General features: G+C 57.6%; 23 protein-coding genes. 19 read left to right on the forward strand and 4 right to left on the reverse strand.

The features are described from left to right. The 13 genes from rpsH to VL547_RS20595 all read left to right on the forward strand — a co-directional run. Nucleotides 1–385, forward strand: a 385-nt coding sequence (gene rpsH / locus VL547_RS20535; protein WP_325581473.1) for a 30S ribosomal protein S8, incomplete at its 5' end; no start/stop codon positions are given. An 89-nt stretch (nt 386–474) separates the two neighbouring features. Next, nucleotides 475–1,029 carry a 50S ribosomal protein L6 gene (gene rplF, locus VL547_RS20540; RefSeq protein ID WP_325581475.1) on the forward strand — a complete coding sequence of 185 codons (555 nt, stop codon included), beginning with the start codon at nt 475–477 and terminating at the stop codon, nt 1,027–1,029. Nucleotides 1,030–1,077: 48 nt separating this feature from the next. Next, entirely contained in the window at nt 1,078–1,431 is a 354-nt protein-coding gene (gene rplR / locus VL547_RS20545; protein ID WP_325581477.1) for a 50S ribosomal protein L18, read from the forward strand. A gap of 25 nt (nt 1,432–1,456) precedes the next feature. After that, nucleotides 1,457–1,975 carry a 30S ribosomal protein S5 gene (gene rpsE / locus VL547_RS20550; RefSeq protein WP_325581479.1) on the forward strand — a complete coding sequence of 173 codons (519 nt, stop codon included), beginning with the start codon at nt 1,457–1,459 and terminating at the stop codon, nt 1,973–1,975. Between the two features lie 10 nt (nt 1,976–1,985). Beyond that, nucleotides 1,986–2,168, forward strand: coding sequence for a 50S ribosomal protein L30 (gene rpmD, locus VL547_RS20555; protein ID WP_325581481.1), 183 nt, complete (start codon nt 1,986–1,988; stop codon nt 2,166–2,168). 77 nt (nt 2,169–2,245) lie between these two features. Beyond that, nucleotides 2,246–2,695 (forward strand): 50S ribosomal protein L15, encoded by a 450-nt coding sequence (gene rplO, locus VL547_RS20560; RefSeq protein WP_325581483.1) that lies wholly within the window; start codon nt 2,246–2,248, stop codon nt 2,693–2,695. A 68-nt stretch (nt 2,696–2,763) separates the two neighbouring features. Then, nucleotides 2,764–4,116 carry a preprotein translocase subunit SecY gene (secY, locus tag VL547_RS20565; RefSeq protein WP_325581485.1) on the forward strand — a complete coding sequence of 451 codons (1,353 nt, stop codon included), beginning with the start codon at nt 2,764–2,766 and terminating at the stop codon, nt 4,114–4,116. Between the two features lie 65 nt (nt 4,117–4,181). After that, nucleotides 4,182–5,009, forward strand: a complete 828-nt coding sequence (map, locus tag VL547_RS20570; protein WP_325581487.1) for a type I methionyl aminopeptidase — start codon at nt 4,182–4,184, stop codon at nt 5,007–5,009. Continuing rightward, a complete protein-coding gene (locus VL547_RS20575; protein WP_325581489.1) occupies nt 4,987–6,243 on the forward strand; it encodes an NAD(P)/FAD-dependent oxidoreductase in 1,257 nt (418 codons plus the stop codon). Before map ends, VL547_RS20575 begins: the two co-directional genes overlap by 23 nt. Before the next feature lie 179 nt (nt 6,244–6,422). Then, complete coding sequence (locus tag VL547_RS20580) at nt 6,423–7,481, forward strand: hypothetical protein (protein ID WP_325581491.1); 1,059 nt, start codon at nt 6,423–6,425, stop codon at nt 7,479–7,481. A gap of 85 nt (nt 7,482–7,566) precedes the next feature. Further along, nucleotides 7,567–9,468 (forward strand): 30S ribosomal protein S1, encoded by a 1,902-nt coding sequence (gene rpsA, locus VL547_RS20585; RefSeq protein ID WP_325581493.1) that lies wholly within the window; start codon nt 7,567–7,569, stop codon nt 9,466–9,468. A gap of 100 nt (nt 9,469–9,568) precedes the next feature. Beyond that, nucleotides 9,569–10,084 (forward strand): shikimate kinase, encoded by a 516-nt coding sequence (locus VL547_RS20590; RefSeq protein ID WP_325581495.1) that lies wholly within the window; start codon nt 9,569–9,571, stop codon nt 10,082–10,084. Beyond that, complete coding sequence (locus VL547_RS20595; RefSeq protein ID WP_325581497.1) at nt 10,066–10,449, forward strand: DUF423 domain-containing protein; 384 nt, start codon at nt 10,066–10,068, stop codon at nt 10,447–10,449. The genes VL547_RS20590 and VL547_RS20595 overlap by 19 nt, the downstream gene beginning before the upstream one ends. Before the next feature lie 6 nt (nt 10,450–10,455). Here the strand turns inward: VL547_RS20595 and VL547_RS20600 are convergent, their stop codons facing one another. Beyond that, complete coding sequence (locus VL547_RS20600) at nt 10,456–12,354, reverse strand: sensor histidine kinase (protein ID WP_325581499.1); 1,899 nt, start codon at nt 12,352–12,354, stop codon at nt 10,456–10,458. Between the two features lie 129 nt (nt 12,355–12,483). On the opposite strand from VL547_RS20600, the gene VL547_RS20605 reads away from it, so the two are divergent. The 3 genes from VL547_RS20605 to VL547_RS20615 all read left to right on the forward strand — a co-directional run bounded on the left by VL547_RS20605 (nt 12,484) and on the right by VL547_RS20615 (nt 16,524). Further along, nucleotides 12,484–15,006, forward strand: coding sequence for a DNA translocase FtsK (locus VL547_RS20605; protein WP_325581501.1), 2,523 nt, complete (start codon nt 12,484–12,486; stop codon nt 15,004–15,006). 107 nt (nt 15,007–15,113) lie between these two features. Beyond that, nucleotides 15,114–15,776, forward strand: coding sequence for an outer membrane lipoprotein carrier protein LolA (locus VL547_RS20610; protein WP_325581503.1), 663 nt, complete (start codon nt 15,114–15,116; stop codon nt 15,774–15,776). Nucleotides 15,777–15,909: 133 nt separating this feature from the next. Continuing rightward, nucleotides 15,910–16,524, forward strand: a complete 615-nt coding sequence (locus tag VL547_RS20615) for a hypothetical protein (RefSeq protein WP_325581506.1) — start codon at nt 15,910–15,912, stop codon at nt 16,522–16,524. Here the strand turns inward: VL547_RS20615 and VL547_RS20620 are convergent. After that, nucleotides 16,521–17,081 (reverse strand): UbiX family flavin prenyltransferase, encoded by a 561-nt coding sequence (locus VL547_RS20620; protein WP_325581508.1) that lies wholly within the window; start codon nt 17,079–17,081, stop codon nt 16,521–16,523. The genes VL547_RS20615 and VL547_RS20620 overlap by 4 nt on opposite strands. A gap of 76 nt (nt 17,082–17,157) precedes the next feature. Here VL547_RS20620 and VL547_RS20625 point away from each other — a divergent pair, with 76 nt between their 5' ends. Then, complete coding sequence (locus tag VL547_RS20625) at nt 17,158–17,682, forward strand: thioredoxin family protein (protein ID WP_325581510.1); 525 nt, start codon at nt 17,158–17,160, stop codon at nt 17,680–17,682. A gap of 585 nt (nt 17,683–18,267) precedes the next feature. Here the strand turns inward: VL547_RS20625 and VL547_RS20630 are convergent. Next, the gene (locus tag VL547_RS20630) at nt 18,268–19,524 is read right to left on the reverse strand and encodes a pyridoxal phosphate-dependent aminotransferase family protein (protein WP_325581512.1); all 1,257 of its coding nucleotides are present in this window, start codon (nt 19,522–19,524) and stop codon (nt 18,268–18,270) included. A gap of 117 nt (nt 19,525–19,641) precedes the next feature. Between VL547_RS20630 and pafA the strand changes: the two genes are divergently transcribed. After that, nucleotides 19,642–21,279, forward strand: a complete 1,638-nt coding sequence (gene pafA, locus VL547_RS20635) for an alkaline phosphatase PafA (protein WP_325581514.1) — start codon at nt 19,642–19,644, stop codon at nt 21,277–21,279. On the opposite strand, the gene VL547_RS20640 is transcribed toward pafA, so the two are convergent. After that, nucleotides 21,276–22,262: a YpdA family putative bacillithiol disulfide reductase gene (locus VL547_RS20640; protein WP_325581516.1), complete on the reverse strand. Its 987-nt coding sequence runs from the start codon at nt 22,260–22,262 to the stop codon at nt 21,276–21,278. The two genes, pafA and VL547_RS20640, sit on opposite strands and share 4 nt — an antisense overlap. Nucleotides 22,263–22,297: 35 nt before the next feature. Between VL547_RS20640 and VL547_RS20645 the strand changes: the two genes are divergently transcribed. Next, nucleotides 22,298–25,105: an insulinase family protein gene (locus VL547_RS20645; protein ID WP_325581518.1), complete on the forward strand. Its 2,808-nt coding sequence runs from the start codon at nt 22,298–22,300 to the stop codon at nt 25,103–25,105. Nucleotides 25,106–25,274: the final 169 nt, after the last annotated feature.

The following is a 25,274-nucleotide window of genomic DNA, read 5'->3' on the forward strand; positions in this document are numbered from 1 at the left end:
TCCTATAGCCGATTTCCAGACCCGGATACGGAACGCCCAGCTGGCGAACCACCGCATCGTGGAGATCCCGGCCTCCAACCTGAAGAAACGCATGACGGAGATACTCTACAACCAGGGGTATATCCTGAAATATAAATTCGAGGACGACAAGAAGCAGGGTTTGATTAAGATCGCCCTGAAGTACAACGAGTCCAAAGTGCCGGCGATCACCTCCCTGGAGCGTATCAGCCGTCCGGGTCTCCGCCAGTATGCAAAGCCTGCCGATTTCGCCCGTGTAAAGAACGGTCTGGGGATCGCCATCCTGAGCACCTCCAAGGGCGTGATGACCGACAAGGAAGCGCGTCAGCAAAACGTAGGCGGGGAAGTCCTCTGCTACGTCAACTAGGAAAAGGAAACGTTCCGGATACATTAAGCCCTCCTATACAGGCTGAACGGTCCGGGATCATTTGAAAAAAATATAAAAGAAGATACTGTATGTCTCGTATAGGTAAACAACCGATCAACCTTCCCAAAGGTGTTACGTTGACCGTCGGAAACGATAACGTAGTTACCGTGAAAGGTCCCAAGGGCGAACTGAAAGAAACCCTGGACCGCGACATCACCGTAACGGTGAAGGAAGCCGAAGTTACATTCACCCGTCCTACCGACCAGATCCGCCACCGGGCCCTCCATGGCCTGTACCGCGCCCTGGTCGCCAACATGGTGAAAGGCGTGACCGACGGTTATAGCCGTAAGCTGGAGCTCGTGGGTGTGGGTTTCAAGGCGTCCAACCAGGGCAACCTGCTGGACCTGTCCCTGGGTTACTCCCACAACATCATTTTCGAAGTCCCCAAGGAGATCAAGGTGGCCACCGCTACCGAGAAGGGTCAAAACCCGATGATCACCCTGGAAGGCATCGACAAGCAGCTGCTCGGTCAGGTAGCTGCCAAGCTGCGTTCGCTCCGCAAACCGGAACCCTACAAGGGCAAGGGTGTGAAGTACGCCGGTGAAGTGATCCGTCGTAAGGCAGGTAAGGCCGCAGGTAAATAACATTTAACATTTGCTTCCGGCAGCATCGGGAGTTAAACAGATAGCATCATGGACCAGAAATTATCTTCAAAAGACAAAATCAAGTTCCGCATCCGTAAAAGGATTACCGGAACCGCAGAACGGCCCCGTCTCTCCGTATTCCGGAGCAACACCGACCTCTATCTGCAGCTGATCGACGACCTGAACGGCCGGACCCTGGCTGCTGCCAGCACCAAGGACAAGGACATCAAGGCGCAGAGCGGTACCAAGTCGGATAAGTCGAAGCTGGCTGGTCAGGCCATCGGCCGCAAGGCGGTGGACCTGGGCATCAAGGCCTGCATTTTCGACCGGGGCGGGAACCTGTATCACGGGCGTGTCAAGGCTGCCGCCGATGGCGCACGCGAAGGCGGTCTTGTATTTTAAATTTTATACCAGCAAATTCAGATAAATGGCAAAAGTTAGCTTAAATAAAGTCAAGGCCGGTGACCTGGAACTGAAGGAGAAGGTCGTAGCCATCAACCGCGTCGTAAAGACGACCAAGGGCGGCCGTTCTTTCAGCTTCTCCGCCCTGGTAGTGGTCGGCAACGAAAACGGTGTCGTTGGACACGGTTTGGGTAAGGCCAAGGAAGTGCAGCTGGCGATCACCAAGGGGATCGAAGACGCCAAGAAGAACCTGATCCAGGTTCCCGTGATGAAGGGAACCATCCCTCATGACCAGTGGGCCAAGCAAGGCGCAGCCAAGGTGTTGATCAAGCCGGCCGCTCACGGTACCGGTGTGATCGCCGGGGGTTCCATGCGCGCCGTCCTGGAAAGCGCCGGAGTCACCGACGTGCTGGCCAAGTCCCTGGGCTCCGCCAACCCCCACAACGTGGTCAAGGCGACCTTCCGCGCCCTCAGCCTCCTGCGCGAGCCGGTAGCTGTAGCCAAGACGCGTACGATCGCGCTGAAAAAAGTATTCAACGGGTAAACCGACATTTATGAAAAAGATCAAGATAACGCTGGTAAAGAGCGCCATCGACCGCCCAGAACGTCAGAAACTGACGATCGAAGCCCTTGGCCTCAACAAGCTCAACTCCTTCAAGGAAGTCGAGGCGACCCCCCAGATCCTGGGTATGGTCCGCAAGGTGACGCACCTGGTGAAGGTTGAGGAATTGGCATAGTTGCCACGAGCGGCGCCCCGGGCGGCCGGAATTTTTAAAGCGAGGGGTGATTCCCCGTAAGTCAAAAATCAACAAAGATGAAGCTGCACGAACTAAAACCCGCCGAAGGCGCGGTACACAAGCAAAAACGTTTAGGTCGCGGGGAAGCCTCCGGTAAAGGCGGTACCTCCACCAAGGGTAATAAAGGTCATCAGAGCCGTAGCGGCTTCAAGAACAAGACCGGGCACGAAGGTGGCCAGATGCCCATCCAACGCCGTCTCCCCAAGCGGGGCTTTAAAAACCCCCATAGAGTCGAATATAAGGTCTTCAACCTGGGCCAGATCGACCAACTCGTTGAGAAATACGGTCTTAAAGAGTTCTCCCTGGAAACCCTCTTTATGAACGGTCTGATCAATCGGACGGATGTCGTAAAGGTCCTGGGCCACGGTGAGTTGAGTGCCAAGCTGACGTTCAAGGTGAACGCCATCAGCGAAAAGGCAAAAACTTCCATCGAGGCCGCCGGTGGTACGGTGGAGATTGTCAAATAAATTTCTGATATTTGCTAGACGCTGTGAACGCCCTCACAGCGTCTTTTTGTCTTTAAATCTCGATCTCAGTGAAGAAGTTCATACAGAACCTGAAGAATATCTGGAGTATTGACGAGCTACGTGATAAGATCATCCTCACCTTACTGCTGTTGCTTGTTTTCCGGGTGGGTTCCTACATCGTGTTGCCCGGTATCGACCCGAAGGGTCTCGCCGGTCTGAGCCAGAGCGCCAGCAAAGGGATGCTCGGCATCTTCGACTCGTTTGCCGGGGGCGCCTTTTCCAACGCATCTATCTTTGCCCTGGGTATCATGCCCTATATCTCCGCGTCGATCTTCATGCAGCTGGTCTCCATCCTGGTGCCCCAGTTCCAGAAGATCCAAAAGGAAGGGGAATCCGGGCGCAAAAAGATCAACCAGTGGACCCGTTACCTCACCGCGATCGTGACGCTCTTCCAGGGCGGGGCCTATGTGGCCTACCTGAAGAACCCCCAGATCGCCGGCGGCGCGATATATCCCTCTTTTGAACTGCTCTTTCCCTTTACCTGCGTCATTATCCTGACGGCCGGCACGCTGTTCGTGATGTGGCTCGGGGAAAAGATTACCGATAAAGGTTTGGGCAACGGTACTTCCATCATCATCATGGTGGGAATCATGGCCCGCTTCCCGGCCTCCCTGGCGCAGGAGTTCGCCTCCCAGACCGCCAAGGGCGGACACGGCCTGATCGTGTTCCTGATCGAGCTGGCCCTTCTCGTGGTGACCATCATGGCGCTGATCGTGCTGGTACAGGGGACGCGCAAGATCGCGGTCAACTACGCTAAACAGATCATCGGCAACCGGCAGTTTGGCGGCGCCCGCCAGTTCCTGCCCCTGAAGGTGAACAGCTCCGGCGTCATGCCGATCATCTTCGCCCAGGCGATCATGTTCATCCCCGGTCTGTTGTCCAACTTCCAACCGACCGCGGGGATCGCCCGTATCTTCAACGACCACGGGAACATCTGGTACATGGTGATTTACAGCGTACTGGTCATCGCCTTTACCTTCCTGTACACCGCGCTTATCTTCAATCCCAAGCAAGTGGCCGACGACCTGAAACGCAACAACGGGTTCATCCCCGGCGTGAAGCCCGGTCAGCCCACGGCGGATTATATCGGCACCATTATGGACCGGATCACCTTCCCCGGCGCCATCTTCCTGGCGATCGTCGGTATCCTCCCCGGTATTGCCCGTAACCTGGGTGTAACGGCCGGGTTCTCCACCTTCTACGGAGGTACCTCCCTCCTGATCGAGGTGGCCGTCATCCTGGATACGCTGCAAATGGTGGAAACCCACCTGCTGATGCGCCAGTACGACGGCCTGATGAAGACGGGCCGGATCCAGGGCCGCACCACGGCTACGACCACCGGCGCTACCGGGGTATTTTAATCGAAGCTAAAAATTCACGATATTTGCAGGCCCGGAGCAACCCTCCGGGCCAAATTTTTTTACAGATGATCCACTATAAATCAGAACCGGAAATAGCCCTCGCGCGCCACAGTGCCCTCCTCGTAGGAGACGCCATCGCCGAGGTTGCCAAGGCCATACGGCCGGGCGTGACGACGCGTGAGCTCGACCACATCGCGGAACAATTCATTCTTTCCCAGGGCGCCAAGCCCTCTTTCAAAGGATACAAGGGATTCCCCTTTGCTACCTGTATGTCGGTCAACGAAGCGGTGGTACACGGATTCCCTAACGATACCCCCCTCAAGGAAGGCGACATCGTGTCGGTGGATGTGGGGGTGTATAAAAACGGTTTTCATGGCGACAGCGCCTATACCTTCGCGATCGGCGACCCGGGCCAGGCCATCCTTCAGCTGCTCGCGGCCACCCGCGAGTCCTTATACAAGGGTATCGAAAAGGCCCATACCGCCAACAGGGTAGGGGATATTTCGTTTGCTATCCAGGATTATACCGAGAAGCAACGGGGGTATGGCGTCGTCCGCGAGCTCGTCGGACACGGCGTCGGCCGCAGCCTGCACGAGGACCCGCAGGTGCCCAACTATGGGAAGCGCGGCACGGGCGCCCGGTTGAAAGAAGGCATGGTCATCGCCATCGAGCCGATGGTCAACCTCGGCGTAAAGGACGTCGTGTATAGTGAAGACGGCTGGACGGTCCTTACCGCGGACCGCAAGCCTTCCGCTCACTTCGAGCACACCGTTTGTATCCGGAAGGGTAAGGCGGATATCCTTTCTTCGTTTGCGCGGATCGAGGAAGCCGAACAAGCCAATCCGCACCTGGCATCCTCCTATTACAAACATGCCGCCGTCGCCCACGCCTAAACGGCTGGTGGTGGTGGGCGGGGGCGCCGCCGGTTTTTTTGGCGCCGTCAACGCCGCGCGTTTGTCACCGGGATCGGAGGTCCTGCTCCTGGAAAAAACCAATAAATTCCTGTCCAAGGTCCGGGTATCCGGCGGCGGCCGTTGCAATGTGACCCATGCTTGCTTTTCCGTGTCCGAGCTGGTGCGCTTTTATCCCCGGGGCGGGAGCTTCCTGAAAAAAGCATTTCCGCATTTTTCACCGCAAGACACCATCGATTGGTTCAGGGAGCGGAATGTCCCGTTGAAAACGGAACCCGACGGGCGCATGTTCCCGACGACCGACGATTCGGAAACGATCGTGGAGTGCCTCGTGCGCGAGGCCAACCGCTATGGCGTACAGTTGTTGCTGAACCGCGGCGTGCACGGCATCACCAGGGCCGGGCGTTTCCTGCTCGATACGTCGGGTGGCCCGCTGGAGGCGGACGCTGTCCTGATCGCCTGCGGCGGCTTTCCCAAGGTTGAGCCATTCGGCTTCCTGGAGGCCCTGGGGCACACCGTTAGTCCGCCGCTCCCATCGCTTTTTACCTTCAATATGCCCGGGAACCCGATTACCGGTCTGATGGGCGTCAGCGTACCCGACGCACAGGTCAAGGTCGCGGGGACCAAACTGTCCGAACGGGGCCCGCTGCTGATTACACACTGGGGATGCAGCGGTCCCGCCGTGCTGCGTCTGAGCGCATGGGGCGCCCGGGAGCTGGCCGCCCGGTCCTATGCCTTTATTGCCCAGGTGCATTGGACGCCGTCGCACACCCAGGAGGAGGTCCGGGAAACGTTCCAGCAGCTGCGCGCCACGCAGGGAGGTCAGGCAGTCCTCAAACGGAGCCTTTTCGGTTTGCCGCAACGGTTATGGCAGTTCCTCGGGGAGGCCTCGGGTATCGGGGAGTCCACGCGCTGGGGCGACCTCCCGGCGCCGGCCCAGAACGCCTTTATCCGCCATCTATGCGCCCACGAGCTGGCCGTCCGGGGGAAAACCACCTTCAAGGAGGAATTTGTCACCTGCGGCGGTATCCAGTTAACGGAAGTGAACCCGGCCAGTATGGAAAGCCGGCTGGTCCCCGGTCTGTATTTTGCAGGAGAGATACTGGATGTCGACGGCGTTACCGGCGGTTTTAATTTCCAGCACGCCTGGACGAGCGCCTACCTGGCTGCCCAAAGCATCGCTAAGATTTTTTTGCCTTCTCAAAATCCGATATAGGTATTTTAGCGTAGATATGTGTTAGGGGTAAAAGCCCTTGTCAAGGCTCTGATTAGACTATTCTTTAAATTTTTAGCTAATCATTATGTTAGCTGAGGGTTATGATTGCAACAAGCCGTTCTGATTCTTCAGAGCGGCTACAGTTTTTTAGTACATAAGGTAACTATCTTCGCTGCCGGATGACACGGCCCCTACTCTTCACCCTTCTTTTTCTGTGGAATTTTTTCCCCGCTTTTTCGCAACCCAAGGTCGTTTTTACCTCGGATATCGATCACTTTTGGGAGGCGTACGACAGCTGCCGCGCCACAACCGATAGCCTACGACAATTAAATTTTATCCAGAAATTGTACATCGACCGGGGTACACCCGGTCTGGCGGCCTTTATGAGGGCCAGGAACTACACCGCCCAGGGTTGGGTGCATGCTATCCGCAGCTATCCACGGTTTTGGGCGACCGTCCGTCCCCGGACGCTGACGGTGGCGACCCGGGTGCCCGAGATGGAGGCTAGCGTGCGTCGGTTCAGGGAACTGTATCCCGGGCTGAAGGACGCCGCGATGTATTTTACCGTGGGTTGTCTCCATTCCGGAGGTACCACGGAAGGGAATATGGTGCTGGTCGGCGCCGAGGTCGCGACGGGCGACTCCACCGTAGATTGCTCGGAGCTGCCGGGCCGCTGGCTGGAGCCGTATTTCCATCACCCCGACGACGTCGTGCGGATCAACGTCCATGAATACGTACACACCCAACAACGTGGCGACGACCATGTGGGCGATCTGTTCGGGTTCGCCGTCATGGAAGGGGGCGCGGACTTCGTCGCCGAGCTGGTATCGGGTATCCCGTTGACATCCGTTTATCTCGTATATGGCCGGGCGCACGAGGCCGGGTTGAAGGAACGGTTTGCCGGGGAGATGTTCCAGACGTACTATGACGACTGGTTCTATAACGCCCGGACGACAAAGGGAACCCCGGACCTCGGCTATTTCATGGGATATGCCATCTGCTCCGCGTATTATCGCCGGGCGGCCGACAAAAGACAGGCGCTGGCGGACATCATCCGTTTTGACGGTCTCGATACCGCCGCTGAAATAGCCTTTATCGACCGGTCGGGCTACTTCGGTCCGTCCGTCGACCGGCGGGCGGTCATGGGCGACTTCGCCCGGCGGCGGGTGGTTGCCTTCGGGGCGCCCCAGCTCCTGCCGATCCTCTTGGTAATGAAATCCTTACCGCCAGGGAAATAGCCTTCCACCCGCGGTACCCTTGATTTCTCCGGCTTTTTTCGTACCTTTGCTGTCCGAAATTTTTCGGAAAAAGGAAACAAAATTTATGTCTGAAGAACAAATTGTAAACCCCGTAAACGCTGATGTACAGGAGTCTCCCGTTCAGGAGGCTACAGCGACAAAAAAAGCACCTGTGCCGACCCAGTTCGACACCGCGCACGACGATTTCGACTGGAGCATCGACAAACGCAACGTGTCGACCTATCCTAAGGAAGAACGCCACAAGTACGACCATGTGTACGACAGCACTTTCAAGGTCATCAATGACGGAGAGATGATCTCCGGGAACGTGGTGGGCATGACGAAGACGGATGTCGTTATCAACATCGGTTTCAAGAGCGACGGTCTGGTTTCGCTCAACGAATTCCGCGACCTCCCCAACCTCCGCATCGGCGACGACGTGGAAGTCATGGTCGTTGAAAAAGAAGACCGGGAGGGTCACCTCCACCTGAGCCGTAAACAGGCCCGTATCACCCGTGCCTGGGAAAAGATCGTGGAAATGCACCGTACCGGCGAGGTCGTTACCGGTGTCGTTACCTCGAAGACCAAGGGCGGTCTTATCGTCGACGTATACGGGATGGAAACCTTCCTCCCCGGTTCGCAGATCGACGTCAAACCCGTTACCGACTACGATCAGTTCGTGGGCAAGACGATGGAATTCAAGGTGGTCAAGATCAACGAAGCCATCAAGAACGCCGTCGTTTCGCACAAAGCGCTTATCGAAAGCGATATCGAAGCACAGCGCGCCGAGATCATCAGCAAGCTGGAAAAAGGTCAGGTACTGGAAGGGACTATCAAGAACATCACCGACTTCGGGGCATTCCTGGACCTCGGTGGCCTGGACGGTCTCCTGTACATCACCGATATCAGCTGGGGCCGTATCTCTCACCCGAGCGAGGTCCTCAAGCTGGACCAGAAGCTCAACGTCGTGGTCCTGGACTTCGACGACGAGAAGAAACGTATCAGCCTCGGTCTCAAACAACTTACGCCCCATCCCTGGGATACGCTGCCTGAGCACATCCGCGAAGGCGAGATCGTCAAGGGCCGCGTAGTCAACATCGAAGACTATGGTGCGTTCCTGGAAATCATGCCCGGCGTAGAAGGCCTGGTGCACGTTTCCGAGATCACCTGGGCGAACAACCCCATCAACGCCAAGGAATTCTTCAAGCTGGGCGACGAGCATTCCGCCAAGATCGTGACCCTGAACAAGGACGAACGCAAAATGAGCTTGTCCATCAAGCAACTCAGCGAAGATCCCTGGTCGACCATCGAGATCAAATACCCGCAGGGCAGCCGTCACAACGGCATGGTGAAGAACATCACCCCCTATGGCGTATTCGTGGAACTGGAACCCGGTATCGGCGGCATGATCCACATCAGCGACCTAAGCTGGCTGAAACGGTTCAACCACCCCAGCGAATACACCCGCGCCGGCCAACGCATCGACGTGGTGATCCTGTCCATCGACAAGGACAACCGCAAGCTGCAGCTGGGCCACAAACAGCTGGAAGAAGATCCCTGGAATGCCCTGGAAGAAACCTTCGCCATCGGTACCATCCACGAAGGGACCGTCGTGAAGAAGGACGACAAGGGCGCCATCGTACAGCTGCCTTATGGTCTGGAAGGTTTTGCTCCCAACCGTCACCTGGCCAAGGAAGACGGCAAGAGCATCGGGGCCGAAGAAACCGCTCCTTTCATGGTCATCGAATTCGACCGGAACGAGAAACGTATCGTGGTCAGCCACGCGCGTATCTGGGAACAGTCGAAGCACGACGAGAAGGAAGCGCAGCGCAAAGAAGCCCGTGCCGACCAGGAAAGGACGAAGAAGGCCGTCAAGAATATCCAGAGCCGCGTCGAAAAGACGACCCTCGGCGACCTGGGTGTCCTGGCCGAGCTTCGCAAGAAGCTCGACGACAACGCGTCCTCCGATGCGCCCAAGGCAGAATAAGCCTTTTTACGAATGTCAATATCAAGGCGGCCCCACAAGGGTCGCCTTTTTTTGTGGCCGGCCCTTCCGTTGGACCGCGCCGCGCCGTATCTTAGCGGCGATGCTTTACTTCTTAAACGGTTTTATGGGTTCCGGGAAGAGCTACTGGGGGCGGCGCTGGGGCAAGGCCTTCGACCTGGAATTCTATGACCTGGACGACGTAATCGAGCAGCGGGAAGGTATGACCATCCGGGAAATCTTCGAGGTGAAGGGCGAGCCGGCGTTTCGCCGCATCGAGAACGAGGCGTTGAAAACGATGTTTGAAAAGACCAACGCCATCATCGCCTGTGGAGGCGGCACGCCTTGCTTTCACGACAACATCAGGCGGATGTACAGGGCCGGTATCACCATCTGGCTCAAGACCCCGCTGGATGCGCTGGTCGAGCGGCTCCTGCCCGAGAGGGCCCACCGGCCGGTGATCGCGCATACGGACGAGCTGACGCTTCCCGGCTTTATCACGGCGAAGCTGGCTGAGCGCGAACCCTTTTACCATCGCTGTCTCTATCACTTCTATACCCCATACCTGTCCGACGAAAACTTCAGGAAAATCCAAGATAAATGCAAAAGACATTCTTGATATGGGGCGCCGTATACGGCGCCCTTGCCGTTGTGCTGGGCGCCTTTGCGGCCCACGCCTTGAAACGTATCGCCGACGAGGCTACCGTGAACGTATTCCACACCGGCGTGGAATACCAGTTCTATCATGCCTTCGCTTTGCTGGCGGTGGGGATACTGTTCGGTTCTTTTCCGTCGGCCTGGATGATCCGCTCCGGCTGGTGCTTTGTGATAGGGACCATCCTGTTCAGCGGGTCGCTGTACGCGCTGACCGCGCTAAAGATCAACGGTGGCTCCATCGGCGTGGCCGGGGTGCTGACGCCCGTTGGCGGACTCTTTTTTATCGCGGGGTGGGTTTGTCTGGTGCTGGGGTTGCTGCGAAAATAGCGCCCGCTAGTACGGGCAAGATAGCCCGACCACCGTCCCGCTGTCGTTCTTGATCCAAATCGCGCCGCCGATGGATTCCATGCGGCGCTGCATATTGGTCAGGCCGTTGGAGAACTGCCGCATCTTTTCCGTTTGTATGCCCTGGCCAAAGTCATGTACTTCGACGCGGAGCTCCTCCTCGAGGAATATCCGGATCTCGATGCGCTCGCTACGCGAGTGCTTTAGCGCGTTGTTGAGGGCTTCCTTGACGACGAGGAAGACATTGCGGCGTTTTTCGCCGCTGATCTCGATGTCGGGGATGTTCTCCGGGACGTATACCTTGCAAAGCATCGAGGAGCTTTCAAAGAGCTCGATGGCGAAGGCGCGCATATAGGCGACGAGGTTGGCGACGGAGTCGTTGGTGGCGTTCATGGACCAGATGATGGTATTCATCTTGTCCATCAATTCCCCGGCGGAGGTGGATATCTTTTCGATCTCGGGGACGGATTGCTCGGGGAGGCGGCGCTTGGCTAGCTCGCTCATGAGCCGGATGGCGGTGACGCCGGATCCCAGCTCATCGTGCATGTCCGCGGAGATACGGCTCCGTTCGTCCTGCTGGGCCTGGATGATCGCCAGCTTGGTCTCGAATTCCTTTTTCTCCTGCTCGAGCTTCATGGTCTGCTCGATCTTGACTTTTTCTATCAATTCGTCCTTGTTCTTGTAAGCCAGGGCGGCGAGGAAAAGCACCAGCTCGAGCACTACGCCGAGCTCATAATAAAAGAGCGCCTGGTTGAAAAAGGAGTTGGTATAGGTGAAGCGGACCTTGAAGATGATGATGCACTGGGACGTCACCGCCAGGCCCAGCACCGCGAGGTTCCCGGCCAGGAGGTAGTTCATGAGCTTGTCCCTTTGGGCGAAACCGACGATGACATAGAAGATGCCCAGCACCATCAGGAAGTATTTACCCCCGTTTTCGATCGTGTTCATGACCTTGTACGGCCCACCGGAAAAGTAGACCGCGCTGTACACGGCCAGCAGCAGCAGCAGGAGATTGCCCGCGGTGCGGAAGGCTTTTTCCAGACCGGGGTAATTGGAGCGGGTATCGAGGAGGTGCCGCGTAAAACCGATATAACAATAGTAGCCGGTGACCTGGATGACGTAGTCGAAGTATTCTTCAAAGAAAAAATAGAACGGCTGGTCCTGCCGGTAAAAAAGCGACTTGATAAAAAACAGCGTGGTCATGCACAGACCGTACAAGGCGTAGAAGAGGTATTCCGCCTTGAGGTTCTGAAAGAAGTTGGTGATCGAATAAATGATCATCATCAGCAATATCCCGCAAAACACAAACGTTACGACATTCAGCTGGACGGCGTTGAACCGGAGGATCTTGAAGTAGGGCGTGATGAAGGAGGATTCGATCAGGGTAGGGGAGAGCCAGTTGGTATTGGCCTTGATCAGGTGACCCTTGAAATAAAATGTGGTCTGGCTGTGCGCGTCGGCCACAAAACGCCGGCAGCCGAGCTCGTTGTGGGAGGGCCGGAGCTCGGGCAACGGGATGACGAGCCCCGCGCTGTCCTTGTACAGGGTGATGTCGCGGAAATAATAGCCCGGGAAAAAGTACAATGCCTTGGCCGTATCCAGGTCGTTCATCAGGGTAAAACGGCAGTAAAACGGGAGACTCACGTCGTCCGTGGGTATCCCTTCGGAAAACTGCCGGATGAGACCGGTGTCATAGGCGAGCCCGGGTATCTCGCCGGGGGTTACGTTATCCAGGGTGTCGACATACAAACCGATAAGGGTGTCGATGTGGGCTGCGTCGCGCAGGCTGCTGACGCGCAGTACGGGGCGGTTTTGGGCATAGGAGGGTGTCTGCCATAGCAGGAGACAGAGGAAGATAAGCCCGATACAGGGTGTTCTGCGCGCCATACAATATGTGCTCCGGAAATGGGTTTCCTCCGAACTTAACCCATCTCCGGAGCACGGCTAATGATGGGCCTTCGGCCTGCGGGCCAATGGCCCGCATTAGCTGTCAAGATAGTCATTATCTTTGTGCGTATGGCTGGTAACCGGTTGAAATCTGCAAAAAAGGAGCCTAAGAAGGAAGAGTCCTCCCCAGCGAAAATGCTGCCGGAGAAAGAGGTGAAGGTACCCGTGAAGGAGCTGGTCGCCGATGAGCGTACCCATAAGATCACGGGCATCGTCCTGCTGCTGGCGGGGGTGTTCCTGTTCATCGCGTTTACCTCCTACCTGTTCACGTGGAAGGAAGACCAGGACGAGATCATCCGCAGCGGCATGGCCGTCTTGAAGCCCAACGAGCTGCACATCGCGAACCTCCTGGGCTCGCTGGGCGCGTACGTCTCGCACGTCTTTATTTACAAGGGCTTTGGCCTGGCTTCGTATTTTTTCTGCTCCACGTTCTTCGTGATCGGGGCGAACCTGCTCTTCGGACATAAGATTTTCTCGGTGGGCAGGAACGTCAAATACCTTGTCGTGGGGCTGCTGTACGTGTCGGCGGCGCTGGGTTTTTTCTTTGCTTCCTTTTCGTTCCCGTTCGGCGGAGCGGTGGGCCAGCTGACCGGGGGCTGGCTCGAGTCGGTCCTGGGGAAGCTCGGGGCCACGATCCTGATGCTGGTAGGTGGCTTTGCGTATGTGATCTGGCGGTTCAACCCCGTGTTTACCGTTCCCAAGCGGAAGCCGCGCCCCGCCGCGGACGCATCGGAGACGCCGGCGATGGAACCGGAACCGGAGCCGGTGGCGGAAGTAGAGGGCGCAAAGCTCTTTATCACCGGCAAAAAAGGAAAGAAAAATGCCGTGAAGGGCGAAAGCGCGATGATCGCCCCTCCGGAAGAAACCCCGGATGAACCCGAATTCGTCCTGATCGAACGGGAAGACGAGCCGGTGTTTGAGCCGGAGCTCGAACCCGAGCCCGAGCCGGAAGTGGAGCTCCCACCCGTGCGGCCCCTGGGCATCCACCGCCCCACGTCGCCACCCAGCGCGCTGACGCTGGAAATAAAACCCTCCGCCGAAGAACTCCCCGAGGACGAACCCGAAACCAGCGGCAAACCGGTGGAATTGCTGGATGCCTACGATCCCGTGCTGGACCTCCGCGATTATCAGTACCCACCGCTGGACCTGTTGGAAAACCACGGCAGCGAGAGGATCGTCCAGGACCCCAAAGAGCTGGAGACCAACAAGGAACAGATCATCAACACCCTGAAGAACTACGACATCACCATCCAGCGCATCGCGGCAACGGTGGGGCCTACCGTCACCCTGTACGAGATCGTTCCCGCGGCGGGCGTGCGCATTTCGCGGATCAAAAACCTCGAGGACGACATCGCCCTCAGCCTGGCGGCCCTGGGTATCCGCATCATCGCCCCGATTCCCGGCAAGGGGACCATCGGGATCGAGGTCCCGAATGTGAAGAAGGCGATCGTCAGCATGAAGGCGCTCCTGGCGTCTGAGAAGTTCCAGAACAACAATTTCGCGCTTCCCATCGCGATCGGTAAAAAGATCGACAACGAGAACTTCATCGTCGACCTGGCCTCCATGCCTCACCTCCTGATGGCCGGGGCCACCGGTCAGGGGAAGTCGGTCGGGTTGAACGCGATCCTGGTGTCGCTGCTGTACAAGAAGCACCCCTCCCAGCTCAAGCTCGTCCTGGTCGACCCGAAGAAGGTAGAGCTGAGTATCTACCGGACGATCGAGAAGCACTTCCTGGCCAAGCTCCCCGGAGAGGAAGAGGCCATCATCACCGACACCAAGAAAGTCATTCATACGCTCAACGCGCTCTGTATAGAAATGGACAACCGGTACGACCTGCTCAAGGAAGCCGGTTGCCGGAACCTGCGGGAGTACAACGAGAAGTTCAGCAAACGCCGGTTGAATCCCGAAAAGGGTCACCAATACCTGCCGTTCATCGTGCTGGTCGTGGACGAGTTTGCCGACCTGATCATGACCGCGGGTAAAGAGGTGGAAATGCCGATCGCCCGCCTGGCGCAGCTGGCCCGGGCCGTGGGTATACACCTGATCATCGCCACCCAGCGCCCCTCCGTGAACATCATCACGGGCACGATAAAAGCCAACTTCCCCGCGCGTATCGGGTTCAAGGTGTCCTCCAAGATTGACAGCCGGACCATCCTGGACACGGGCGGCGCCGAGCAGCTGATCGGCCGCGGGGACATGCTCATTTCCTTCAACGGCGAAATCGTCCGGCTCCAATGCGCCTTCGTGGATACCCCGGAAGTGGAAAAGGTAACGGAGTTCATCGGGGAACAGCGGGGCTATCCCGAGGCCTTCCGCCTCCCCGAATACGTCGATGAAAAGGACGAGGAAGGCCGGGACTTCGATCTGGGCGACCGCGACCAGTATTTTGACGAAGCGGCCCGTCTGATCGTTTCCAGCGGCCAGGGCTCGACCTCCCTGATCCAGCGTAAAATGAAGCTGGGCTACAACCGGGCCGGGCGCCTGATGGACCAGCTCGAGGCGGCCGGCATCGTCGGGCCCAGCCAGGGGAGTAAGCCGCGCGAGGTACTTGTCAAGTCGATGATGGAGTTGGAGGATTACCTGCAGCAATAGGCGCCGGCTCCGTCCGTTCGCGGCGCACCGGCGCCGCCCGTCCGTGAGGGGCCAAATTTTAACGATGTTAGGCGGGTCACTTGGCTAAAAGGGGATACATTTGCGCCATGAAATATACCCTTACCATTCTTGCTATCGTGTTGACCGCCGGCATGGTTTCTGCCCAGATGCCGACTGTAAAAAGCGACCCTGACGCCAAAAAGCTCCTCGACCAGGTAAGCACCCAGTTCAAGTCCTATCAGAACGTGAAGGCCGGTTTTACCCTGACGATGGAGAACGCCGATGGTAAGGTGGATGGTAAAAAGACCGGTATGGTCTCCATGAAAGGTACCAAATACCGCATCAGCATATCCGGCCAGGAAATATATTGCGACGGCTCCAATACGTGGACCTATGACAAAAGCTCCAACGAGGTCAAGATCGACAAGGTCGATCCCGGGGCCCACGCCATCACGCCCCAGACCCTCCTGACCAATTTCTACGACAAGGATTATCTCTACAAGCTCAACGGCACGGTGGCCGTCAACGGGAAGAATACCCAGGAGATCGAGCTCACCCCGAACGACAAGACCAAGCCCTTTTTCAAGGTACTGGTGTATGTCAGCAAGCTGACCCGGAACATCGTCTCGACGAAGGTTTTCCAGAAGAACGGCACCCGTTTTACTTATACCCTCAACACCTTTGCGACCAACAGCCCCGCCGTCAAGGACGAGGACTTCGTCTTCGATCAAAAGAAGTTCCCGGGGGTGGATGTCGTCGACCTGCGATGAGCAGACGCCCCACCGCGGCCCGTGCTCTACCGCGGCCCGCGTGACACAGCTCCCCGGCGCGCCGGAAATTTCGGTTATCCTACTACGTTAGTTTCGAAACGGAATATGTATCTTTCGTGCATAATCCCGTTCTATGAATCTACGACTACCCTATTATCTTCTCCGGGCCGCGCTGTGCCCGCTCGTGCTGAGCCTGGCCGCACTGTGTCCGGCCGTTGCAACCGCTCAAAGCCAGCCGCAGTCTGTTTCCCTGACCGACGCCGTCGAAAGGGTCATTTCCGAAATGCCTACCCGGCTGACCCATATCCGGGGGGAATTGCTGGCGAACAACCCCGAAGCCATCGACTACACCTCCCTGCTGCTGCTCAACGGCGCGGACAATTGCGTGATTTCGGTGTTCAATACGCCCGGTGACACGACGGCGGCCTGGAAAGCGGACCTGCCTGTACTGGACGACTGGAACCAGGCTAAAAAGGCGTTTGCCTCCGCCTACGAGTCCCTCCACCGGGCCCGGATCACCCGGCTGCACCCCGGCGTCGTCTACCGGCTGGAAGGTGACTTTCAGGCCGCGGACGACACCAAGCAAACCAACGTGATCGAATTCACCCTCGATCCCGCGGGGGAGGAATTCCAGAAGGTGCGCGTGCAGCTGGTGCTGACGTACACCATGCCCGAATGGCGCCTGGAAGTACAGGTATATGAAAAGTCCGGGGAATTGGGGATGACCGCCGGGGCTTCCGCGCCCTAGGCGCCGCCCCACCGGAAGGTATCGACCTTGAGCCCCGCCAGGTCCAGGACCCGGTCGACCACCGTGGCGACGACCTCCGTCACGGTCGCGGGACGGCTGTAGAAGGACGGCGTGGCCGGGCAGATGATGCCCCCGGCCAGGGTAACCGTCTCCATATTGCGGATATGTACGAGGTTGTAGGGTGTTTCCCGGAGGACACAGATCAACCGCCGGCGCTCCTTGAGAACGACGTCCGCGGCGCGGGTGATGAGGTCGTTGCTGATGCCGGTGGCGATCCGGCCCAGCGTGCCCATGGAGCAGGGGACGACGATCATCGTCCCGTACTGGCCGGACCCCGAGGCGAAGGGAGCGTTGAAATCGCCTTGTGTATAAAAAGGGAAGGGATAGGCGCGGAAGGATTCTTCCTGCATCTCCGTAACCCAGTTCTGTTTGGCATTTTCGGTCATCACGACGCCCACCGACGCCCACTGATCCTTCAGCTGCACCAGTTTGTCCAGCAACACCTTTGCATAAACGCTCCCACTGGCTCCGGTAACGGCGACGACTATTTTTTGCATGAGGCCAAAAGTTGGATGTAATTTTGCTTTGGGTAGAACCGCGCCCTTCGGGCGCGACTCCCATAAGCAAATGTACATGCTCAGGATCAGTATCGTTGCTCTTTTGATGGTGATGTTGGTGTCGGGCCGCGTGGCGCCCGAAAGGACCGCCGTACAATGGCTGTCCTTCCAGGAAGCGCAGAATCGCCTCAAAAGCGAGCCGCGCGTCATCATCATGGACATCTATACCGACTGGTGCTACTGGTGTAAGGTCATGGACAAAAATACCTATGAGGACCGGGCGGTGGCCGACTATCTCCAGGGGAAATTCTACCCCGTGCGCTTTAATGCAGAGTCCCGCGCCAGCGTTTCCTGGAAGGGGAAATCCTACGACTTCAACCCCGGCTACAAAGTCAACGACCTGGCCATCTCGCTGACCAGCGGTAAGCTGGCCTATCCGACCATCGTCATCATCACCCCCGACGATCGCGCGCCTACCTATCTGACGGGTTACCGGAAACCCGCGGACCTTGAGCCCGTCCTCAAATACTTCGGCGAGGGTGCCTACAAGACGGAATCCTTCCGCGAATTCAGCAAGCGCTTCCAGGCCGTGTGGCGGTAGAGCTGCGGCCGTGTGGCGAAAGAGCGGCAGCGTGTGGCGATAGAGCTGCAACCACGTCGCGATAGACCCCGGGAAAAATACCCTCCCAAAAAATAGCGCCCCGGGTTAAAAAAAGACTAGTAATCGTTTGCGCAAATTTTTCTAAAAAAAGTTTTATTCACTTTGTTCAGGCGCGGTTGTGCATTCAAATCCAAAAATCCGTTTTTATACCTACGTATTTATACGGATTTTTCATTTGCTAAACGGATTAATCTACGTCTATTCGCGGAAGAATTTAATAAACTATTTAATATAAAGTGGTTATACAGGCCATTTCATTAGTCAGGACGACTAATAGCGACAGGATTTGCTAAAACCAATTACGGACAATCTTACGTAGTTTTTGCATAAGGTTTTTCATAGGATAAGGTTTAGTGGTTAATGGCTTTGATTAGTAATGGCCCCCTGTCTAGGGGGCCATTTGTTTTTTGCGCGCCACGGGCGCGCAGGCCGAAGGACTATCAAAAAAGATGTGGTCGCAAGAGACGCTACATTCCCTAAAAGGGCGGCACTTGCGACCACGAAGGATGGTGAAAATAAATCAAGTTACGCTTCCGCCATATCCGGGATGGCCTCGACCTTATAATCCCCTGCGTCCAGCTTCTTTTTGGTCTCTTCAAACGCCTTCAATGTCAGTTCGATATCTTCAAAGCTATGGGCGGCGGTGGGAATGATACGGTAGATGATCTGGCCCTTCGGGATAACCGGGTACACCACGATCGAGCAGAAAATATGGTAGTTTTCGCGGAGATCCATGACCATGGCGGTCGCTTCGGGGATGTCTCCCTTCATATAGATGGGCGTAACCGCCGAGTTGGAGTTACCGATGTCGAAGCCTTTTGCCAGCAGGCCATCCTGGAGCTTGCGGACGTTGCTCCAGAGTTTCTCCTTCAATTCCGGACGGCTACGGAGCAGGTCGAGGCGCTTGAGGTTGCCGACGGTGATGGGCATCGGAAGGCTTTTGGCAAAGATCTGGGAACGCAGGTTGTACCGCAGGTAGTCGATAATGCCCCGATCCCCGGCGACAAAGGCGCCGATAGAGGCCATGCTCTTGGCGAAGGTTGAAAAATACAGGTCGATCTGGTCCTGTACACCCTGTTCTTCCCCGGCGCCGGCGCCCGTTTTACCGAGGGTGCCAAAGCCGTGGGCGTCGTCCACGAAAAGACGGAAGCTGTATTTCTTTTTGAGCGCGACGATCTCGCGGAGCTTGCCCTGGTCACCGCCCATACCGAATACGCCCTCGGTGATCACCAGGATACCGCCGGCTTTTTGCTTGTCGAGCAGGGTTTCGGCCCGTTGGAGTTGTTTTTCGAAGTCTTCGAGGTCGTTGTGTTTATACACGTACCGGTGACCGGCGTGGAGGCGCACGCCGTCAATGATACAGGCATGGGATTCGGCGTCGTAGACGATCACGTCGTGCCGGCCGCAAAGGGCGTCGATAATGCTGACGACCCCCTGGTAACCGTAATTCAGCAGAAAAGCGTCTTCCTTCTTTTCAAAGGCCGCCAGCTCCTGTTCGAGCTGTTCGTGATAGCTACTGTTGCCGCTCATCATCCGCGCACCCATGGGCAGTGCCAGACCGAACTGGCGGGCGGCGTCCTCGTCCGCTTTGCGGACTTCCGGGTGATTGGCCAGACCGAGATAGTTATTCAGGCTCCACACGATCTTTTCCTTGCCCCGGAAAATCATCCGGGGACCGATGGGGCCTTCCAGCTTGGGAAAAGCGAAATAACCGTGCGCACGCTCGCGATGCTGTCCGATCGGACCATTGTGCTTCAGTAATTTATCAAAGATATCTGCCATATTATGTAACTGTTAATAGTTTTCTTTTGTGCGGCGTAAAGGTATGGAAAAGTCTTTTTTTGATGGGGAAACCTGTAGTTTTGGCCACTTTTTTACCAAATCGTTAATACATCTCCTTTGAATACGAATAACGTCCGCAAGCAGCTGATCGTATTGAGTTTAATTGTGCTCCCCGCTACCGCATCCCTGGCACAAACCCTGAAACGACCCAAGCTGGTGGTCGGCATCATGATCGACCAGATGCGCTGGGATTACCTGTACCGCTACTTCGACCGGTACCCGGAAGGCGGGTTCAAGCGCCTCCTGGGGGAGGGCTATAGCTGTGAAAACACCATGATCCCCTACATGCCCACGGTTACCGCCTGCGGCCACACCTGTGTATACACAGGAAGCGTGCCGGCGATCCACGGGATGACGGGGAACTCCTGGTTTGACAACGACCTGAAACGGGAGGTATACTGCACCGAGGATTCGACGGTAGAAACCGTGGGCAGCACGTCGGACGAGGGTAAGGAAAGCCCGCGCAACCTGCTGGTGACCACCGTGACCGACGAGCTGCGGCTGGCCACCAATTTCAAGAGCAAGGTGATCGGCATCTCTTTTAAGGACCGGGCCTCCATTTTGCCCGCCGGTCACCTGGCCAACGCGGCGTATTGGTATGACCACAAAACGGGCGCCTTTATTACAAGCACCTATTATCAAAAAGACCTGCCCGATTGGGTAAAGGCCTTCAACGCGCAAAAGCTCCCCGACGCCTATTACAAGGAAGGCTGGAACCTGGCGTTTCCCGCTTCGACCTATACCCAAAGCACCGAAGACAGCGTCGCCTGGGAGGGTACGCCCTTCGGAAAGGATCAGACACACTTTCCCTACAAGCTCTCCGGATTCGTTGGGAAAAACTACGCCATGCTCGGCACCACACCCTTCGGGAACGCCATCATCGAAGAGATGTGCAAGGCCGCGCTGACCGGTGAAAAACTGGGTCAAGGCGCCCAGACCGATTTCCTGGCGGTCAGCTTCTCGTCGACGGATTACGTGGGGCACGCGTTTGGCCCGAACTCGATCGAGGCCGAGGATACCTATCTCCGGCTCGACCGCACCCTGGCCGACCTGCTGTCGACCCTCGACGCCAAGGTGGGTAAGGGCCAATACCTGGTCTTCCTGACCGCGGATCACGGGGCCGCCCATGCCGCGGGTTTTCTCCAGTCGCACGACGTGCCCGCCGGGACCGTCAGCCTGGCCGCCTGGCGCAAAGGACTGGAGGACCGCATCGAAAAGGTCTTCTATACGCCCCGCCTGATCCGTGCGGTGCTGAATTACCAGGTGTACATCAACCAGCCCTTGCTCGATTCGATGAAGCTGGACCGGCGCAGGGTGGAATCCGAGATCGTCGGCTACCTGATGGCGCAACCGGGCGTCGCCAGGGCGTTCGCGCTCGACAGGATGGACAACGAGCCCCTGCCGGAGACCATCCGGACGGCCGTCGAAGAAGGATATAACCCGCGTCGCGGCGGCGATATACAGGTAATCGTGCAGCCGGGCTGGATGGATGGCGGCAAGACGGGTACGACGCACGGCGTCTGGAATCCATACGACGCCCACATACCCCTGGTCTGGTACGGCTGGGGCGTCAAGCCCGGTCACCTCAACCGGACGGTATACATGACCGATATCGCCGTCACGGTCGCGGCGAAGCTGCACATCCAGATGCCCAACGGGGCGATCGGGCATGTGATCGAGGAGGTCGCGAACTAGCGGCCGCGGCCGCCTCCACCGTCAACGATGTTGGCGAGGATCACTTCCGCGTGCACGCGGGAGTTCTCGATAAACCATTTGTGCGTATTCATCCCCCCGCACACCACCCCTGCCAGGTATACGCCTGGCAGGTTCGTTTCCATGGTATCCGGGTTGTAGTCAGGGATGCGGAGCGCGTCCTGGCTGAGACGGATACCCATGCCTTCCAGGAAGGCGAAGTTGGGTTGGTACCCCGTCATCGCCAGGACGTAGTCGTTGTCGATGGTGACCAGGCCGTCCGGGGTCCGGATGGTCAGGGACCGCTCTTCGATGGCGGTGAGGCGGCTGTTGAAAAATGCCTGGATGCTGCCTTCCTTGATCCGGTTTTCGATGTCGGGTTTGACCCAGTATTTGACGCGCTCGCTGATCGCGGGCCCCTGGGTGACGAGGGTCACCTGCGCGCCCTTGCGGTAGGTCTCCAGGGCGGCGTCCACGGCCGAATTCGCGGCGCCCACGACGACGACCCGCTGGAGGGCGTAAAAGTGGGGTTCGTGGTAGTAGTGCCGCACTTTGGGGAGCGGTTCACCGGGGATACCCATCAGGTTGGGTATGTCATAAAAGCCGGTGGCTATAACGACATTCGCCGCCTCGTACTGCCCCCTGGCGGTGGTCAGGATATACCCCCGGCCCCCGGGCTGGACGCGTTCCACGGCCTCGAACAGACGAATATGGAGGCGATGGGAAAGGGCGACGCGGCGGTAGTATTCGAGGGCCTCGGGACGGGTGGGTTTTACGTTATTGGAGACAAAAGGCACGCCCCCGATCTCTAATCTTTCCGAGGTGGAAAAGAAAGTCATGCCCGACGGATAATGGTAAAGGCTGTTGACCAGGCATCCTTTTTCCAGGATCAAGTAATCTACTCCTTTCCTTTGGGCTTCCAGGGCGCAGGCCAGACCGATAGGGCCTCCGCCGATGATGATGAGGGGGTATGAGGGTATTTCCATGGGATAAAATTACCACAGAATGCCTATTTTGCGATATGCAAAAAACACGCTTACTCCTTTCGGCCTGCTTGCTGCTGACCGTTGCCGGCCTTCGCGCCCAAGTCAGCCTGGACACTGTTTTGCCCGCGGACCCGGGCGTGCGTATCGGCCACCTTTCCAATGGCCTGACCTATTATATCCGCAAGAACGCCCTTCCCGAAAAGAAGGTGGAGCTTAGGCTGGTCGTGAACGCCGGTTCCATCCTGGAGAGCGAGAACCAGCGTGGCCTGGCGCACTTCTGCGAGCACATGGCGTTCAACGGCACCAAACACTTCCAGAAGAACGACCTCGTGAGTTTTCTCCAGAGCATAGGCGTGCAGTTCGGGGCCGACCTGAATGCCTATACGAGCTTTGACGAGACCGAATATTTCCTCCCCATACCCACCGACCGCCCGGGGAACCTGGATACGGGATTCCTGATCCTGGAGGACTGGGCCCACAACGTCTCCTACACCACCCAGGACATAAACGAGGAACGTCCCGTCATCCTGGAAGAAAGCAGGCTGGGTAAAGGCGCCCAGCAGCGGATGCGCGACAAGTACTTCCCGGTCATCTTCGAGGGTTCCCGATATGCCGAGCGGCTCCCCATCGGCCTGGACTCGATCATCAAGTCCTTTAACCCCGATACTCTCCGCGCATTCTACCATGATTGGTACCGTCCCGACCTGATGGCGGTGATCGTCGTCGGAGACATAGACCCCTCCACAGCGGAAGCGCTCATCAAAAAGCACTTCGCGGGGCTGACCAATCCCTCCGGCGAGCGCCCCCGGTTCTACGCAAACGTGCCGGTGCGCACGACGTCGACCGGCGTCGTCGTCACGGACAAGGAAGCGACCAACTACCTCCTGCAGACCATGTACGCACTCCTGCCTAAAGAGACGGTGACGACGCTGGCGGGTTACCGGCACGACCTCATGAAGGAACTGTTCGGGATCATGATCCGGCAGCGGCTGCAGGAGCTCACGCAAAAGGAAAACCCGCCCTTTGTCAACGCCTCCGCGGGCTTTAGCGACATCGTCCGCAACTATGAAGGCTTCACCGGCAGCGCGCTCGTGGGCAAGGACGGGGTCGATCGCAGCCAGACCGCGCTCATCGAGGAAATCGATCGCGTCCGCCAGTACGGCTTTACCGACGCGGAGCTCGCCAGGGGCAAGAAGTCGATGATGAGCAGCATGGACCAGTCTTTCCATGAAAAGGACAAGACCGAATCCGGCGACTTCGTCGAGGAATACGCCAGTAACTTCCTGGAAAAGGAGCCCATACCCGGGATCGCGAACGAATACCGTTATTATCAGGAACTGTTGCCCGGGATCACCGCGGCCGAGGTCGGCGCCCTCATCAACGTGACCAAAGACCACCCGAACTATGTGACCATCCTTCAGGGCCCGGAAAACGGGAACCTCACGCTACCCACCGGCGAAAGCCTGCTGGCGTCGGCCGAAAAAGCCGCGTCCATCCCGGTGCAGCCGTATACCGAAAAGGCCGTTTCTTCCGACTTGATCGCCAAAAAACCGGTCCCCGCCAAGCCGGTGAAGGAAACAAAAAATGCGTCTTTGGGGACGACTGAGCTGGTATATGCCTCCGGTGTGAAGGTGGTCCTGAAGCCTACGGATTTCAAGAACGACGAGATCCTGCTCGACGGATTCCGCAAGGGGGGATCGAATGGCTACGGCGCAGCCGACCGTTATAACACCCAGTACGCCACGGCGGTGGTTGCGGCGATGGGTATCGGCGACTTTTCACCGACCGATCTGAGGAAGGCCAACGCGGGTAAGACCGCGAATGTGGCGGTCTCGCTAGGCGAGCTCAGCGCCTCCATCAAGGGCAACAGCAGTGTGAAGGACCTGGAAACCATGCTCCAGATGGTCTATCTCTATTGCACACAACCACGCAAGGACACCGGGTTGTACAATACCTTCCGGACCCGGAATATGACTGCCCTGCAGAACATCATGGCCAATCCCCAGGCCGCCTTCCTGGATACGCTCCAAAAGACGATCTACCAGGGGAACATCCTGGCGCCCATCCTGGTGCCCCATCCTTCTTTCTTCAAGGACCTGGACGTCGACCGCATCCTGCAGATATACAAGGAGCAATTCGGCTCCGGCGATGGCTTCACCTTTACGCTGGTGGGCAGCTTCGACGTCGAAAAGATAAAACCCCTCCTGGACGAATACCTGGGCGGTCTTCCCGCCGGGAGCAAGGCGCCGGGTTTCAAAGACAACGGGGTCCGTCCGCTGGAAAAGGGCGCTGCCCTGACGGTACACCTGGGTAAGGATAAAAAGGCGCTCATCCTTAAATTCTATAACGCCCAGGCTCCCTACAGCGAGTCGGCCGACCTCGCCTTTGACGGTCTCTCCGAAGTGCTCAACATCCGGATCATCGACCGCCTCCGGGAAAAGATCGGCGGGATCTATTCCGGCGGCACTTTCGCCGACGTCAATAAATATCCCTATGCCAATTCTTCGCTGGTGCTCCAGCTCCCCTGTAACCCCGACAAGGTCGACACCCTGCTGACCGCGTTCCGCGAGGAGCTCGACAAGATCAAGGCCGCCGGCCCCACGGCCGAGGACCTTGCCAAGGTAAAGGCGCAATGGCAGGAGAAGTACACCACCGACGCCAAGGAGAACGCCTACTGGCAGGAAGCGCTACACGCCATCTATTTGCTCGATGCGACGCCGTCTTCCTACGTGGACTACCTGTCCCGCGTATCGTCCCTGACCGGCCCGCAGATCCAAGCCGCTGCAAAAGCTATGACTCCCGAGTCGCAAAGCTTCACCGCCATAATGCTACCGGCCGAATAGCGCCGCAAAGCGGCCCATCCGCCGCGGCCCGGCCATGCCCGCCCCCGCCCCGCGCCACCGCGCCCCGCCATCGCGCCCCGCCCTACGCCATCGCGCCCCGCGGGTTGCCGGCGAAAGGAGAAGTGAGGCCCCCTTGAGCAGTTTTTCTGCCGCTTTGCTGGGCCCAGCA

The sequence above is a fragment of the Dinghuibacter sp. genome (assembly GCF_035492835.1).
GTDB lineage: Bacteria > Bacteroidota > Bacteroidia > Chitinophagales > Chitinophagaceae > Dinghuibacter.

Coding starts and splice junctions, on each gene's coding strand:
- VL547_RS20575 (WP_325581489.1), top strand. CDS start 4,987: ATGCCGCCGTCGCCCACGCCTAAACGGCTGGTGGTGGTGGGCGGGGGC.
- VL547_RS20610 (WP_325581503.1), top strand. CDS start 15,114: ATGAAATATACCCTTACCATTCTTGCTATCGTGTTGACCGCCGGCATG.
- rplF (WP_325581475.1), top strand. CDS start 475: ATGTCTCGTATAGGTAAACAACCGATCAACCTTCCCAAAGGTGTTACG.
- rpmD (WP_325581481.1), top strand. CDS start 1,986: ATGAAAAAGATCAAGATAACGCTGGTAAAGAGCGCCATCGACCGCCCA.
- VL547_RS20615 (WP_325581506.1), top strand. CDS start 15,910: ATGAATCTACGACTACCCTATTATCTTCTCCGGGCCGCGCTGTGCCCG.
- VL547_RS20625 (WP_325581510.1), top strand. CDS start 17,158: ATGCTCAGGATCAGTATCGTTGCTCTTTTGATGGTGATGTTGGTGTCG.
- VL547_RS20580 (WP_325581491.1), top strand. CDS start 6,423: ATGACACGGCCCCTACTCTTCACCCTTCTTTTTCTGTGGAATTTTTTC.
- VL547_RS20640 (WP_325581516.1), bottom strand. CDS start 22,262: ATGGAAATACCCTCATACCCCCTCATCATCATCGGCGGAGGCCCTATC.
- VL547_RS20590 (WP_325581495.1), top strand. CDS start 9,569: ATGCTTTACTTCTTAAACGGTTTTATGGGTTCCGGGAAGAGCTACTGG.
- VL547_RS20645 (WP_325581518.1), top strand. CDS start 22,298: ATGCAAAAAACACGCTTACTCCTTTCGGCCTGCTTGCTGCTGACCGTT.
- rpsE (WP_325581479.1), top strand. CDS start 1,457: ATGGCAAAAGTTAGCTTAAATAAAGTCAAGGCCGGTGACCTGGAACTG.
- VL547_RS20630 (WP_325581512.1), bottom strand. CDS start 19,524: ATGGCAGATATCTTTGATAAATTACTGAAGCACAATGGTCCGATCGGA.
- rplO (WP_325581483.1), top strand. CDS start 2,246: ATGAAGCTGCACGAACTAAAACCCGCCGAAGGCGCGGTACACAAGCAA.
- rpsA (WP_325581493.1), top strand. CDS start 7,567: ATGTCTGAAGAACAAATTGTAAACCCCGTAAACGCTGATGTACAGGAG.
- VL547_RS20595 (WP_325581497.1), top strand. CDS start 10,066: ATGCAAAAGACATTCTTGATATGGGGCGCCGTATACGGCGCCCTTGCC.
- map (WP_325581487.1), top strand. CDS start 4,182: ATGATCCACTATAAATCAGAACCGGAAATAGCCCTCGCGCGCCACAGT.
- rplR (WP_325581477.1), top strand. CDS start 1,078: ATGGACCAGAAATTATCTTCAAAAGACAAAATCAAGTTCCGCATCCGT.
- VL547_RS20605 (WP_325581501.1), top strand. CDS start 12,484: ATGGCTGGTAACCGGTTGAAATCTGCAAAAAAGGAGCCTAAGAAGGAA.
- VL547_RS20620 (WP_325581508.1), bottom strand. CDS start 17,081: ATGCAAAAAATAGTCGTCGCCGTTACCGGAGCCAGTGGGAGCGTTTAT.
- VL547_RS20600 (WP_325581499.1), bottom strand. CDS start 12,354: ATGGCGCGCAGAACACCCTGTATCGGGCTTATCTTCCTCTGTCTCCTG.